Source organism: Citrobacter sp. On2M, from assembly GCF_018035235.1.
Taxonomy (GTDB): domain Bacteria; phylum Pseudomonadota; class Gammaproteobacteria; order Enterobacterales; family Enterobacteriaceae; genus Citrobacter; species Citrobacter meridianamericanus.
On the sequence record NZ_WPCV01000004.1, the window covers coordinates 1361704 to 1376779 of the forward strand.

The window sequence follows — 15076 nt, forward strand, 5'->3', positions numbered from 1 at the left end:
GAGTTACATCGCATCCAGCGCTTGCTGAAGCTTCCAGATATAACGCGGAGCCTGCGGCGCCGGATGATTATCCGCAACATGTTCAATAAATTCATCCGGGCTGAGATCGTTGATCTTATTGATGGCTTTTTTCCTGTCGGATGAGAACGTCCGCAGCAGTGCGCCCGCGCCGTTGGCGTACGAGACCACCAGTGCATATTGCATCACCTGCGGATCTTCGATCCCGGCCAGCGGTCCGGTCTCCAGAATGCTCAGGTAGGCGGCCCCCATCGAGATATTGCGCTCTGGATTTTTCAACTCGCTGGTCGACGGCTCTCCGCTCCACCCCATACGACGATAAACATCGCGGCCTGAAGTCGAGGCTTTTAACTGCATCAGACCAATCGCATTAGACTTACTGACCGCATTCGGGTTACCGCCTGATTCAATGGCGATAATGGCGGTAATCAATTGTGGACTGACACCCCAGGCCGCTCCGGCTTTTTCACTGATCGGCATCCATTGCATTGCGCGTTTAACCGGAACTTCAGCATTCCATGGCGGATTTTTGTAATCCTGTTTTGAACTACAGCCCGCAAGTAATACAACCAAAAAAGCAAACCATCTCAATTTCACGTCATCTATCCTTATAGCCGGAACCTGTCGCTGAGGTGACAACGACATACCTACGCGGCATGATATACATTTGGTTTTAGTTGTAGCAAGGAAATGCCATGTCCCGGTTTCACTTAATTGCCCCGTCGGGCTACTGTATCAACCAGCAGGCTGCCTTACGTGGGCTTGCGCGTCTTACTGAGGCCGGTCATCAGGTCGATAATACAGCGGTCATTGCGCGCCGCTGTCAGCGTTTTGCAGGTACAGAAGCAGAGCGTTTGGCTGATTTAAACTCGCTCGTAAATCTGAAATCGCCTGATACCATTGTGATGGCGGTACGTGGCGGCTATGGCGCGAGCCGTTTGCTGGCAGATATTGACTGGCAGGCACTTGCGGCTCGCCAGCAACAAAACCCATTGCTGCTGTGTGGGCACAGCGATTTTACGGCGATCCAGTGTGGTCTACTGGCGCAGGGTAATGTGATTAGCTTCAGCGGCCCGATGCTGGCGGCTAATTTCGGCGCCGAAGAGATGAACCCCTTTACCGAGCTCCATTTCTGGCAAGCTTTACGCAATGCCCAATTTACCCTCGAATGGCAGGGTAACGGCCCCGAGTGTGCGACTGAAGGGACGCTATGGGGCGGAAATCTGGCGATGATCATTTCGCTGATGGGTACGCCGTGGATGCCGGCTATCGAAAACGGCATGTTGGTACTGGAAGACATTAACGAGCATCCGTTTCGCATCGAGCGCATGCTGCTGCAATTGTATCACGCAGGCATACTGGCCCGGCAAAACGCGATTATTCTCGGCAGCTTTAGCGGCAGCGCGCCTAATGATTACGACGCGGGTTACAATCTTGATTCAGTTTGTGATTTTCTGCGCGCCAGATTGTCCGTTCCATTAATCAGCGGCCTCGATTTTGGCCATGAACAACGTACCGTAACCCTACCGTTGGGGGCGAATGCGGTGCTGAAAAATGATAAAAACAGCACTCAGCTCACCTTAAGTGGGCATCCGATACTTAAATCGTAAAAAAAGCGGCTAACAGGGCTAAGTTAAACGCTGTTTCTGTCGTTATTATGTTAGGGTTTGTTAATACGAAACAGCGTAATTCAGGAGTAACCGAACGTTGGATGCCGCAGCAATTATTAGCCTTTTTATTTTGGGTTCCGTTCTCGTCACCTGCAGTATCTTACTCAGTTCATTTTCATCACGTCTTGGTATCCCTATTCTGGTGATATTTCTCGCTATCGGTATGTTGGCGGGCGTCGACGGCGTGGGCGGTATTCCTTTCGATAACTACCCTTTTGCCTACATGGTGAGTAACCTGGCGCTGGCGGTTATCCTGCTTGATGGCGGGATGCGCACCCAGGCCAGCTCTTTTCGCGTCGCTTTGGGCCCGGCATTATCGCTGGCGACCGTGGGTGTGCTGATCACCTCTGGTCTCACTGGCATGATGGCGGCATGGCTGTTTCATCTGGATCTCATTGAAGGGCTGCTGATTGGCGCGATTGTCGGCTCAACCGATGCCGCAGCGGTCTTCTCCCTGCTCGGCGGCAAAGGACTCAACGAACGTGTGGGCTCGACGCTGGAAATTGAATCCGGTAGTAACGACCCGATGGCGGTGTTTTTAACCATTACGCTTATCGCCATGATCCAAAATCACGAGACCGGTTTAAGCTGGATGTTTGCGGTACATATAATCCAGCAGTTTGGCTTAGGCATCATACTGGGTCTCGGCGGCGGCTACCTGCTTCAGCAAATGATTAACCGTATTTCACTGCCTGCCGGGCTTTATCCGCTGCTGGCATTAAGCGGCGGGATCCTGATTTTTGCCCTGACTACCGCGCTGGAAGGCAGCGGTATTCTGGCGGTTTATCTGTGTGGTTTTCTGCTGGGTAATCGCCCAATCCGCAACCGGTTTGGCATTCTGCAAAACTTCGACGGTCTGGCCTGGCTGGCGCAAATCGCCATGTTCCTGGTGCTTGGACTACTGGTTACGCCGTCGGACCTGCTACCTATCGCAATCCCTGCGCTGATTTTGTCTGCGTGGATGATATTCCTTGCCCGCCCGCTTTCGGTCTTTGCCGGACTGCTGCCGTTTCGTGGCTTTAATCTGCGCGAGCGCATTTTCATCAGTTGGGTGGGTTTGCGCGGCGCGGTGCCGATCATCCTCGCCGTCTTCCCAATGATGGCGGGCCTGGAAAACGCGCGCCTGTTTTTTAACGTCGCGTTCTTCGTGGTACTGATCTCGCTGCTGTTTCAGGGAACGTCGCTTTCGTGGGCGGCTAAAAAAGCCAAAGTGGTGGTTCCTCCCGTTGGCTGGCCCGTTTCGCGCATTGGTCTGGATATTCATCCGGACAATCCCTGGGAGCAGTTTGTTTACCAGCTCAGCGCGGATAAGTGGTGTGTAGGCGCCGCGCTGCGCGACTTGCATATGCCAGAAGAGACGCGAATTGCCGCCCTGTTTCGTGACAACGTGCTGTTTCACCCTTCAGGCAGTACCCGCCTGCGTGAAGGCGACGTTCTGTGTGTCATTGGCCGTGAACGCGATCTCCCTGCTCTCGGCAAGCTGTTCAGCCAGTCGCCGCCGGTGTCGTTAGATCAGCGTTTCTTCGGTGATTTCATTCTCGAAGCCAGCGCGAAATATGCCGATGTGGCGCTGATTTATGGCCTGGAAGATGGCACAGAGTATCGCGATAAGCAGCAAACACTCGGTGAAATTGTCCAGCATCTGCTTGGCGCCGCGCCAGTCGTTGGTGACCAGGTTGAATTTGCTGGCATGATCTGGACTGTAGCTGAGAAAGAAGACAATGCAGTGCTGAAAGTTGGTGTTCGCGTGGCTGAAGATGAAGATGAGTGACGTGGATGTTTTTTGCCGGGTGGCGGCGCCGCCTTACCCGGCCTATGAAATGCACTGACTCCATAGGCCTAATCAGTGCAGAGCCATCAGGCACACCGTAAACGTTACACTGTCACAACCGGTACGCGCAGCGCCAGAGAACACATCAACTCATAGCCCACCGTTCCGGCAGAAGTGGCCACGTCGTCAATTTTAATCTCTTTGCCCCACAGCTCCACTGGCGTCCCTATCCCCGCCTGCGGGCACGGCGTCAGGTCTACCGCCAGCATATCCATTGAAACCGTTCCGACCGTACCGGTGCGAACGCCATCCACCAGCACCGGCGTTCCGCTTGGCGCATGGCGCGGATAACCGTCTGCATAGCCAGTCGCCACAATGCCAATACGCTGCTCGCCGCTGGCGGTATAGCGTCCACCGTAGCCCACCCGATCTCCGGCTTTCAACGTCTGTATGCCGATTATCTCGCTGCTCAGGGTCATTACCGGTTTGAGGCCGGTATTGGCAATGTCCCGCCATTGCCCCGACGGCGATGCACCGTACAAAATAATACCTGGGCGAACCCAATCGTAATGCGCTTCAGGGTGCCACAGCGTGGCGGCCGAATTGGACAGCGACCGTTTGCATTCCAGCCCTTCTGTCGCACGGGCAATGCGCGTCATGGCGTCCTGGATCCCCTCCGGGTGCTCCGCATCAGCAAAGTGCGACATTAATGTCATTTCGCCGACGTTGGGCATTGCCCGCAGCTGTTGCCAGACTGTTGATACTCTCTCTGGTAAGAAACCCAGCCGGTTCATACCACTGTTCACCTTCAGGTAAACATCCAGCGGCGCGTTGAGGCGCGCATTCTGCAACGCTTTTAGCTGCCAGTTACTGTGCACGCAGGTGGTCAGACGATATTTGTCATACACGATCAGATCATCGGCGTGGAAAAAGCCCTCCAGCATAAGTATCGGGCCTTTCCATCCTCGTTCACGCAGGGTTATCGCTTCCTCAAGATTGAGCATGGCAAAACCGTCGGTGGTGCCCAGCGCATTCCAGACACGTTCAATGCCGTGTCCGTAGGCATTAGCTTTCACCACCGACCAGACGCGGGCGTCCGGCGCTGCCTGGCGGGTAATGGTCAGGTTTTGTTTCAACGCCTGCAGGTCAATGCTGGCCAGTATCGGGCGGGTCATCTCACGTCCTTATCAGTTATGTGCGCCATGTAAATGTCGTGGACGAGACGGAGTAAACCCCGGACTGTAACGCGCCACGCTCAGATCGTCGTAAGGAATAGCCGGCGTGCGACCGGAGAGAATGTCGCTGAGCAACTGACCCGAACCGCAGGCCATTGTCCAGCCCAGGGTGCCGTGCCCGGTGTTAAGCAGCAAATTCTTGAAACGGGTTCGCCCGACCACCGGTGTACCGTCCGGGGTCATCGGACGCAGCCCGGTCCAGAAGGTCGCCTGTTCCACATGCCCACCGCGTGGAAAGAGATCGCGTACAACCATCTCCAGCGTTTCACGACGGGGTTGTAGCAATTCAGTATTGAAGCCCACAATCTCCGCCATGCCGCCAACGCGAATACGGTTATCAAAGCGGGTAATGGCGATTTTGTAGGTTTCATCAAGGATAGTTGAAACCGGAGCACCGTCATCTTGCGCCACCGGAATGGTCAAAGAATAGCCCTTCAGCGGATAGACCGGAATGTCAACGATCCCTTTCAGCATCGCCGTGGAATAAGAGCCAAACGCCATCACATAGGCATCGGCTTTGACTATCTCTTCGCCACACTGAACGCCATAAATCTGCTCGCCATCGCTCAGTAGCTTATCGACCGGGGTGTTAAAACGAAACTTAACGCCCGCCTGCTCCGCCATCAGCGCCAGACGCTGGGTAAACAGCTGGCAGTCACCGGTTTCGTCATTCGGTAAACGCAGACCGCCGGTCAGCTTGTGCGCGACTTCCGCCAGCGCCGGTTCGACTTCCGCCAGGCGGCTTGCTTCCAGGAGCTGATAGGGTACGCCCGCATCTTCGAGCACGGCGATGTCGCGGGTGGCGTTCTCATACTGTTGAGCGGTACGGAACAGCTGTAACGTTCCGCCCTGACGTCCTTCGTACTCGATACCGGTAGAGGCACGCAGCGCTTTCAGGCAATCACGGCTGTATTCAGCCAGGCGCACCATCCGCCCCTTGTTTTCCATGTAGTGGCTGGTGTCGCAGTTGCGCAGCATTTGCCACATCCATTTCAACTGGAACTGCGTCCCGTCGAGGCGAACGGCCAGCGGAGCATGGCGCTGAAACATCCATTTAATTGCTTTAAGCGGTACGCCTGGCGCCGCCCATGGTGCTGCATAACCTGGAGAGATTTGCCCCGCGTTCGCGGCACTGGTTTCCAGTGCCGGACCGGGCTCACGATCAATGACGGTGACATCGTGTCCAGCCTGACTTAAGTACCAGGCGCTGGTCACGCCAACGACACCACTTCCCAGTATGACAACTCGCATAGCCACTCCGTTAACAGTAAAAGAACAATCATCTAATTACATCTTGATAACTCAGTTGAAAATATTATTCAACATATGGCTTTTTTATGGTGACTTATCTCACATATAGCAGTAACAGCAGGGAACTCTTTGCTTTGGCATCTCCTGCTGCGCGTTATTTTTATCCAGCATAAAATTTTGCAACCATGCCTTTTTTCGACGCCTCGCTAACGTGAAATCGCAAAGAAAAAATTTCTGCCACAGCACGTTTTTTAACACCATGTTCTATGCTTGAAATGAGGTACTCCAGACAGAGAGTGCCGCCAACAATGAGGGTGCGCGAATGGCTACGATTGATTCCATGAACAAGGACAGCACACGGTTAAGCGATGGACCCGACTGGACGTTTGATCTGCTGGATGTGTATCTGGCGGAAATAGACCGCGTGGCGAAACTCTACAGACTGGATACCTACCCGCACCAAATCGAGGTGATCACCTCCGAACAGATGATGGACGCGTATTCCAGCGTTGGGATGCCGATCAACTATCCTCACTGGTCGTTTGGTAAAAAGTTTATTGAAACCGAACGCTTGTATAAGCATGGTCAGCAGGGGCTGGCCTATGAGATTGTTATTAACTCCAATCCGTGTATCGCGTATCTGATGGAGGAGAACACCATTACCATGCAGGCGCTGGTGATGGCGCATGCCTGCTATGGACATAACTCCTTTTTCAAAAACAACTACCTGTTTCGTAGCTGGACGGATGCCAGTTCCATCGTCGATTACCTGATCTTCGCGCGAAACTATATTACCCAGTGCGAAGAACGCTATGGCGTGGATGAAGTCGAAAAGCTCCTCGACTCCTGTCATGCGTTGATGAATTACGGCGTTGACCGTTACAAACGCCCGCAAAAAATCTCCCTACAGGAAGAAAAAGCCCGGCAAAAAAGCCGTGAAGAGTATCTGCAAAGCCAGGTGAATATGTTGTGGCGCACGCTGCCGAAGAAAGAGGAAGAGAAAAGCGTGGCGGAAGCCCGGCGTTATCCCTCTGAGCCACAGGAAAACCTGCTGTACTTCATGGAGAAGAACGCCCCGCTGCTGGAGTCCTGGCAACGCGAAGTGCTGCGCATTGTGCGCAAGGTCAGCCAATATTTTTATCCGCAGAAACAAACACAGGTGATGAACGAGGGTTGGGCTACTTTCTGGCATTACACCATCCTGAACCACCTTTATGATGAAGGTAAAGTCACGGAACGGTTTATGCTGGAGTTTCTGCATAGCCATACCAACGTAGTGTTCCAACCGCCATACAACAGTCCGTGGTATAGCGGAATAAATCCTTATGCCCTCGGTTTTGCCATGTTCCAGGATATCAAACGTATTTGCCAGTCGCCAACCGAAGAGGACAAATACTGGTTCCCAAATATAGCCGGATCCGACTGGCTGGAAACCCTGCATTTCGCGATGCGCGATTTCAAAGATGAAAGTTTTATCAGTCAGTTCCTGTCCCCGAAGGTGATGCGTGATTTCCGCCTGTTCACCGTACTGGATGACGATCGTCATAACTATCTGGAGATTTCCGCGATTCATAACGAGGAAGGGTATCGTGAAATTCGTAACCGGTTGTCGTCGCAATATAACCTGAGCAACCTGGAGCCGAATATTCAAATCTGGAATGTCGATCTACGCGGTGACCGCTCCCTCACCTTGCGCTATATTCCGCATAACCGTGCTCCGCTGGATAAAGGACGCAAAGAGGTGCTGAAGCATGTGCACCGGTTATGGGGTTTTGACGTGATGCTGGAGCAGCAGAATGAAGATGGCAGCGTGGAGCTGCTGGAGCGTTGCCCGCCGAGGATGAACGGTCTGTAATAATAAAACCCCTCAAATGAGGGGTTTCTAATTAGCGGCCCTGAATGGCTAAGTCGCCCGGCAAGTTCTTCTGCATACGATGCCAAATCTCGCCACTATCGTGACCATAGCGACGCACCGTATCATATACCTGCTCATGAGCACCTTGCTCACAAAGTTCTGACAGCTTACGGTAGAAGCTCAGCGCCAGCGCGCGCGCCTCCGGATTGGCGAAGTAATGACGGCCAATGCGGGTATACAATCCTTTCATGCCATTGAGAATCAAACCATAGATCGGGTTGCCGGAGGCAAATGCCAGTCCACGAAAGATGTTGTAATCCAGATCGGCAAAGGCGTCAGCGTGGTCGGCAACCTGATTTGCCGTTGCCAGGGCCTCCTGCGCTTTATCAGGATGCTGGCGAAACGCGGTGCGAATAAAGATTGTCGAAATATTGGTACGCACAGACAGCAGATTATCGATCAGCTGCGGCACACTTTCATGATCGAGACGCGCCAACGTTTCAAGGATATTCAGCCCCGAAGTTTCCCAGAAGTTATTCACCTTCGTCGGTTTGCCGTGTTGAATGGTCAACCAACCGTCCCGCGCCAGACGCTGTAATACCTCGCGTAACGTGGTACGTGTCACTCCAATAAGTTCAGAGAGTTCACGTTCAGCGGGCAAAATAGTGCCAGGTGGGAAGCGGTTATTCCAGATACTTTCAATGATGTACTCTTCCGCGAACCCCGCCGGGCTTTGCGCCTTAATGACCATAGTGATAATTCCATTACACAGCAAAACATAGTTACAGTTATCATACCAGACGGGTCACATAGCTGATAGCTGACGCAATGAAGAAAAAGTGGATCAAGGCTTCATTTTCCAGATAACGCTGAAGTACAACCAGGCTTGCCCGTCACGTGAATAGCTTGCCTGTACTCCCTCCTCCCGCTAAGCTTTGCGGTCAAACATAAAAACATGATTTCATTTTTAAAGGTAGGGAAATCACCATGGAGCTATCATGGGGCCGCGCTATGTGGCGCAATTTTTTAGGTCAATCACCTGACTGGTACAAACTTGCACTACTCATCTTCTTAGTCGTTAACCCGATTATTTTCTTCATTAATCCCTTTATTGCGGGCTGGCTGTTGGTAGCCGAGTTCATTTTTACGCTGGCGATGGCGCTAAAATGCTACCCGCTGCTGCCGGGCGGGTTGTTAGCCATAGAAGCAGTCATGATTGGCATGACCAGCGCTACACATGTGCGTGAAGAGGTTGCCGCTAACCTTGAAGTGCTTTTGCTGCTGATGTTTATGGTGGCTGGCATCTACTTTATGAAGCAGCTTCTGCTGTTTATTTTCACCCGTTTGCTGCTCACTATTCGCTCTAAGGCGTTGCTGTCACTGGCATTTTGCGTTGCCGCCGCCTTTCTCTCGGCATTTCTTGATGCGCTGACCGTCGTGGCCGTGGTGATCAGCGTAGCGGTCGGTTTTTATGGTATCTACCATCGTGTCGCCTCTTCCCGCGCGGAAGACAATAATATGCTTGATGACAGCCATATCGATCAGCACCATAAGGTCGTTCTTGAGCAGTTCCGTGGTTTTCTGCGCAGTTTGATGATGCATGCGGGTGTCGGTACGGCGTTAGGCGGCGTGATGACCATGGTCGGCGAACCGCAAAACCTGATTATCGCCAAAGCAGCTGGCTGGCATTTTGGTGACTTCTTCCTGCGCATGTCGCCGGTCACCGTCCCGGTGCTGATTTGCGGCCTGCTAACCTGTGTGCTGGTTGAGAAGTTGCGTTGGTTTGGCTATGGCGATACGTTGCCGGAGACCGTGCGTGACGTTCTGCAACAGTTTGACGATCAGAGCCGTCAGCAACGTACTCGCCAGGACAAAATCAAACTGATTATCCAGGCGATTATTGGTGTCTGGCTGGTGATTGCTCTGGCCCTGCATCTGGCGGAAGTCGGATTAATTGGTTTATCGGTGATTATTCTGGCAACCTCGTTGACTGGCGTTACTGACGAACATGCGATTGGTAAAGCGTTTACCGAATCGCTGCCTTTCACCGCCCTGTTGACTGTGTTCTTCTCAATTGTTGCGGTTATTATCGATCAACAGCTTTTCTCGCCAATCATTCAGTTTGTTTTACAATCCTCCGAACATGCCCAACTGACGCTGTTCTACCTCTTCAACGGCCTGCTGTCTTCTATTTCTGATAACGTATTTGTCGGCACAATTTACATTAACGAGGCCAAAGCCGCGCTGGAACAGGGAACTATCAGCCTCAATCAATATGAACTGTTAGCGGTGGCGATCAATACCGGGACCAACCTGCCTTCCGTGGCCACGCCAAACGGCCAGGCGGCATTCCTGTTCCTGCTGACCTCCGCGCTGGCACCGTTGATTCGCCTGTCTTATGGCCGCATGGTGTGGATGGCTCTCCCTTATACCCTTGTTCTGACACTCGTCGGTCTGCTTTGCGTAGAGTTCACACTTGTTCCGGTGACCGAGTGGATGGCCCAAACGGGCTGGTTAGCTACACTTTCATAACAATTAACCGGGCAAATCACTGCCCGGTTTGACTTTTTGCATGATAAATATCCGATTACGCAAATTTTCAATTACCGCTAGTGGCGCATAAGTTGAATTGGTTTAAACTGCGGTCTCTACGCATGTTGCAGGGAAATGATTATGTTGCGATTTTTAAACCAGTGCTCCCGAGGTCGTGGAGCATGGTTATTGTTGGCGTTAACCGCCTTTGCGCTGGAGCTCGTCGCGCTTTGGTTCCAGCACGTCATGCTGCTAAAACCGTGCGTGTTGTGTATCTACGAACGTAGCGCATTATTCGGTGTAATGGGAGCGGGACTGGTAGGGGCTATCGCGCCAAAAACGCCGCTGCGCTATGTGGCGATGGTTATCTGGATTTACAGCGCCTGGCGCGGGTTTCAGTTGGCGTATGAACACACCATGATTCAGCTTTATCCTTCACCGTTTATGACCTGTGATTTTGCCGCCCGCTTCCCGAGCTGGCTGCCGCTGGACAAATGGCTTCCGCAAGTGTTTTTAGCCTCCGGCGACTGTGCTGAACGCCAGTGGTCTTTTTTAACCCTGGAAATGCCGCAGTGGCTGTTGGGGATCTTCGCCGCCTACCTGGTGGTCGCCGTGCTGGTAGTCATAGCGCAGCCGTTTAAACCGAAAAAACGTGACCTCTTCGGTCGCTAACAGAGACGCGCATTCGGGAGCGTTAAACGTTGGTTTAACGCACTGTAATATAAAACATCCGTAAGACGTCCATCTTAGGTACAGAAAGCTCACAATGTCACCGTTGTGAGCTTTTTTTTACCGGTTAAGAGAATATGTCGTCGTAATGGCTTTCGTATGAGTTTGCTGCAATCAGTCAGCACGAGTTCAACAACGGCTTACAATCTGATTCAAGCGAAGAGCTCAAGCTCGGCATACTAATACGTCGTTGAGAGTAACTTTCCCCCGCAACGGCTAGCCCGGTAAAACTCGCGCTGCATCGAATGCCGATGATCAATTTTCTGTAACAATTCTCCGTTATAAGTGATCTACCCCTCAATTTGGAATCTTTCTACTAGTTTATCTACCCGAGTAGATCTATTAATCTGCAGTAAAAATGCAATATCTACCCGAGTAGAATAGATAAAGTTAAAGCGCGCGCAATTATTGGCAGATAACGTCAAGGAGTTCTTATGAACACGCATTCATCCTCTGTACCCGTAACTGACGGTCAGCAAGCCGCACAGCAACGGTTGGAAACACCTGAAGGACGCCGCGAATTCTGGCGAGCGGCATTATCTTGTTGGCTGGGCACAACAATGGAATATGCCGATTTCGCTCTGTATGGCCTCGCAGCTGGCATTATATTTGGCGACATCTTTTTTCCCGAAGCAACGCCTGTTATGGCGCTGTTATCCAGCTTCGCTGCCTATTCCGTTGGGTTTATCGCCCGTCCCATCGGCGCGCTGTTATTCGGCTGGATCGGCGATCGTCATGGCCGAAAAATTGTGATGGTTATCACTATCGGGCTAATGGGCGTATCAACTATGTTGATCGGTTTAATTCCCAGCTACGCGCAAATTGGCGTTTGGGCGCCGGTGTGTCTGGTTATTTTACGATTTTCCCAAGGGCTGGGCGCCGGTGCAGAATTGTCAGGCGGCACCGTCATGCTCGGTGAATATGCCCCTGTTAAACGCCGCGGTCTGGTCTCTTCGATTATCGCCCTGGGTTCAAATAGCGGTACGTTGTTGGCCTCATTGGTTTGGCTCATCGTGCTGCAAATGGATAAAGACACCTTATTAAGTTGGGGGTGGCGTATTCCTTTTCTTTGTAGTTTCCTTATCGCCGCCACCGCCCTCTTTATTCGGCGTCATATGCGTGAAACGCCGGTATTTGAACGTCAAAAAGCACTCCTGCAGGCCGAACGAGAGAATGCGCTTCGTAAAGGTGAGGAGATGCAGCAGCACGACACGCGTAGTTTCTGGCAACGCACCCGTGCGTTCTGGACTATGGTCGGATTGCGTATCGGCGAAAATGGTCCCTCCTACCTGGCACAAGGATTCATTATTGGCTATGTTGCCAAAGTGCTGATGGTTGATAAATCGGTCCCCACTTTGGCGGTTTTTATCGCTTCAATTCTGGGGTTTGCCATTATTCCACTGGCAGGTTGGCTTTCTGATCGGTTTGGAAGACGTATCACCTATCGTTGGTTTTGTCTGTTGCTTATCCTGTATGCATTCCCGGCATTCATGTTGCTGGATTCCCGCGAGCCGTGGATTGTTATCCCAACAATTATTACGGGAATGGGACTCGCTTCCCTGGGAATTTTTGGGGTTCAGGCGGCATGGGGAGTTGAACTGTTTGGTGTAACCAACCGTTATACCAAAATGGCTTTCGCAAAAGAGCTGGGATCCATTATGTCTGGCGGTACGGCCCCACTCGTCGCCTCAGCGTTACTCTCGTTTTACGGCCACTGGTGGCCTATTGCCCTCTATTTTTCGCTCATGGCTGCTATTGGACTAGTGACGACTTTCTTCGCTCCGGAAACGCGCGGTCGCGATCTCAACCTGCCGGAGGATGCGATTTGAGACCTGAGAGCGTGGGATGCGCGTTCTTTACCAAAGATTTTTGGGTCATAACACCTTATGCTGGCTGGCAAAACGAACACTCTGAACAAAATCAGGTTGGTGCCTTATGACTCAATCACATTCACAACGTGTAACCCGCTCCGATGTCGCGAAAGAAGCAGGAACGTCTGTCGCTGTAGTGAGCTACGTTATTAATAATGGTCCGCGTCCGGTGGCCGAAGCGACCCGACAACGCGTATTGCAGGCCATAAAAAAGACGGGATATCGACCCAATGGTATAGCGCGAGCCCTCGCTTCAGGCAGTACACATACTTACGGGCTCATTGCTCCTGACATATCGAACCCGTTTATTGCCTCAATGGCACACGCCCTGCAACATGAGGCATTTGCTGATGGCAAGGTGCTTCTGCTTGGTGATGCGGGTGACAATAGCGGACGTGAACGAGAATTGATTAATAATATGCTGAATCGTCAGGTTGATGGACTTATCTATACCAGTGTAGATCGGCATCCCTATATTGAGCTGATTCAGGATAGCGGTACGCCTTGTGTCATGTTGGATCGTGTAGATCCCAGTCTGAATGTGAGTGTGATTCAGGTAGATGAACAGCTAGCAGCCAGACAGGTCACACAACATCTTATTGATCACGGTTACCGTGACATTGGCATAATTTGTGGTCCACGTGAAATGTTGAACACGCAGGATCGTATCAAAGGATGGCAGTTAGCATTGGAGGAATCCTCGCTCTCTGTCAATCCCTCCTGGATCTTTTCGACTAACTATACCCGTGCCGGAGGCTACGAGGCGACGAAACGCATGTTACAAGGAGTGCCTCCACGCGCGCTGTTCGCTACCAATGAGCAGCAAGCGCTTGGGTGCTTACGGGCACTGGCAGAACAAGGGCTCCACGTTCCACAAGATGTGGCTTTGGTCTGCTTTAACGCAACACAGGAATCGGCCTACAACGTACCTTCCCTAACCGCCGTTCGACAACCGGTAGACAAAATGGCCCGGGCGGCAATCGATATGTTGAAAAACTGGAATGGAGAAGTTCGCCGCATTGAATTTGAGTTTTTTTTACAAGTGGGAGAGTCGTGTGGCTGCCAGGGACATGAAGTACAATCCGAAACCAGATAAACGTGAATCTATGCGTGTGATTATCGATTGCGATCCAGGTAATGGGATTCCCGGTGCCAATATCGATGATGGCCTCGCGCTGGCACTCGCCATTGCCGCACCGCAAATCTCTCTGGAAATGATCACCACCGTAGCCGGAAATACACCGGTTGAGGTTGGATATGCTGTAGCCAAAGACCTCGTAAAAAGACTGGATGTCCCAATCCCTGTCTATTGTGGCGCCTCACGTGCACTCAGAGAAGATCCTTTGCCATGGAGAGAAAAGCTCGATCATGGTGTGGAGCACTTTGGCTTACGCCAACTCTGGGAAGATGTTCCCACTCCTCAGGCATCTCGCCACGCCAAACCTATTGCGCCTGAAGCGATCGGTGAGCTGATATGTCACAACCCCGGCGAGATAACTCTGATTGCAACGGGTCCGCTTACTAATGTGGCTATTGCGCTGCAACTCTATCCGCAGCTTATTCATGCGGTAAAAAAGATTGTGATTATGGGCGGTGTGTTTAACGTTCCAGGGTATATGAAAGACACCAATTTTGGTTTGGATCCAGAAGCAGCCCATGCCGTGCTGACCAGCGGAGCGCCAGTAACATTAGTTCCTATGGATGTCACAACAAAAACGCAGATGCTCCATGCTGATTTAGATCGTCTGGCTTCGGCAGAAAACGTTCTGGGTCGTTATCTGGAGCAAACTATCCGTCCATGGATTACGTATTCTATGCGCACCCGAAATCTGCCCGGATGCTGGATACACGATGTGCTGACAGTCGCCTGGCTGCTTGACTCCTCTCTCGCAACAACCACAGAAGACTTTCTGGATGTCTCGCTTGAAGGACTGACCCGCGGTATGACCTGTCGCTATGGACGTAACACATTACGTCTCGACGTGGGAATACCTGAGCCCAAAGGAGTAATGATAGAAATTCTTCAGTCTGTTGATAACCAAAAACTTCTTTCACTGATTGAACACTATATCCATCGCTATCATGTGTAGCATGCCGAAACAGGAAAGAATGTATTAGCACAGTATATAAGCTCATATTGTTCC

General features: G+C 51.8%; 12 protein-coding genes. 8 read left to right on the forward strand and 4 right to left on the reverse strand.

Annotation, left to right across the window (positions count from 1 at the left end; all coding sequences use genetic code 11):
* Nucleotides 1–3 precede the first annotated feature (3 nt).
* Entirely contained in the window at nucleotides 4–615 is a 612-nt protein-coding gene (gene emtA / locus On2M_RS16820) for a membrane-bound lytic murein transglycosylase EmtA (RefSeq protein WP_151225551.1), read from the reverse strand.
* Between the two features lie 98 nt (nucleotides 616–713).
* Between emtA and ldcA the strand changes: the two genes are divergently transcribed.
* Both ldcA and On2M_RS16830 read left to right on the forward strand, forming a co-directional pair.
* Entirely contained in the window at nucleotides 714–1628 is a 915-nt protein-coding gene (ldcA, locus tag On2M_RS16825) for a muramoyltetrapeptide carboxypeptidase (protein ID WP_210905185.1), read from the forward strand.
* A 97-nt stretch (nucleotides 1629–1725) separates the two neighbouring features.
* A complete protein-coding gene (locus tag On2M_RS16830; protein ID WP_151219438.1) occupies nucleotides 1726–3459 on the forward strand; it encodes a potassium/proton antiporter in 1734 nt (577 codons plus the stop codon).
* Nucleotides 3460–3563: 104 nt separating this feature from the next.
* On the opposite strand, the gene dadX is transcribed toward On2M_RS16830, so the two are convergent.
* Nucleotides 3564–4634, reverse strand: coding sequence for a catabolic alanine racemase DadX (dadX, locus tag On2M_RS16835; protein ID WP_151219439.1), 1071 nt, complete (start codon nucleotides 4632–4634; stop codon nucleotides 3564–3566).
* Between the two features lie 12 nt (nucleotides 4635–4646).
* The gene (locus tag On2M_RS16840; protein ID WP_043016065.1) at nucleotides 4647–5945 is read right to left on the reverse strand and encodes a D-amino acid dehydrogenase; all 1299 of its coding nucleotides are present in this window, start codon (nucleotides 5943–5945) and stop codon (nucleotides 4647–4649) included.
* A gap of 322 nt (nucleotides 5946–6267) precedes the next feature.
* On the opposite strand from On2M_RS16840, the gene On2M_RS16845 reads away from it, so the two are divergent.
* The gene (locus tag On2M_RS16845; protein ID WP_187252304.1) at nucleotides 6268–7800 is read left to right on the forward strand and encodes a SpoVR family protein; all 1533 of its coding nucleotides are present in this window, start codon (nucleotides 6268–6270) and stop codon (nucleotides 7798–7800) included.
* A 31-nt stretch (nucleotides 7801–7831) separates the two neighbouring features.
* Here On2M_RS16845 and fadR read toward each other — a convergent pair whose 3' ends face one another.
* Nucleotides 7832–8551, reverse strand: a complete 720-nt coding sequence (fadR, locus tag On2M_RS16850) for a fatty acid metabolism transcriptional regulator FadR (protein WP_151225556.1) — start codon at nucleotides 8549–8551, stop codon at nucleotides 7832–7834.
* Between the two features lie 236 nt (nucleotides 8552–8787).
* On the opposite strand from fadR, the gene nhaB reads away from it, so the two are divergent.
* From nhaB to On2M_RS16875, 5 genes are all read left to right on the forward strand, one after another.
* On the forward strand, nucleotides 8788–10332 hold the full coding sequence (gene nhaB, locus On2M_RS16855) for a Na(+)/H(+) antiporter NhaB (protein ID WP_151225557.1): 1545 nt from the start codon (nucleotides 8788–8790) through the stop codon (nucleotides 10330–10332).
* A 141-nt stretch (nucleotides 10333–10473) separates the two neighbouring features.
* Nucleotides 10474–11004 (forward strand): disulfide bond formation protein DsbB, encoded by a 531-nt coding sequence (gene dsbB / locus On2M_RS16860; protein ID WP_151219442.1) that lies wholly within the window; start codon nucleotides 10474–10476, stop codon nucleotides 11002–11004.
* 491 nt (nucleotides 11005–11495) lie between these two features.
* Nucleotides 11496–12890: an MFS transporter gene (locus On2M_RS16865; RefSeq protein WP_151219443.1), complete on the forward strand. Its 1395-nt coding sequence runs from the start codon at nucleotides 11496–11498 to the stop codon at nucleotides 12888–12890.
* A 106-nt stretch (nucleotides 12891–12996) separates the two neighbouring features.
* Nucleotides 12997–14028, forward strand: coding sequence for a LacI family DNA-binding transcriptional regulator (locus tag On2M_RS16870; RefSeq protein WP_151219444.1), 1032 nt, complete (start codon nucleotides 12997–12999; stop codon nucleotides 14026–14028).
* A complete protein-coding gene (locus tag On2M_RS16875) occupies nucleotides 14003–15022 on the forward strand; it encodes a nucleoside hydrolase (RefSeq protein ID WP_247605002.1) in 1020 nt (339 codons plus the stop codon). The genes On2M_RS16870 and On2M_RS16875 overlap by 26 nt, the downstream gene beginning before the upstream one ends.
* Nucleotides 15023–15076: the final 54 nt, after the last annotated feature.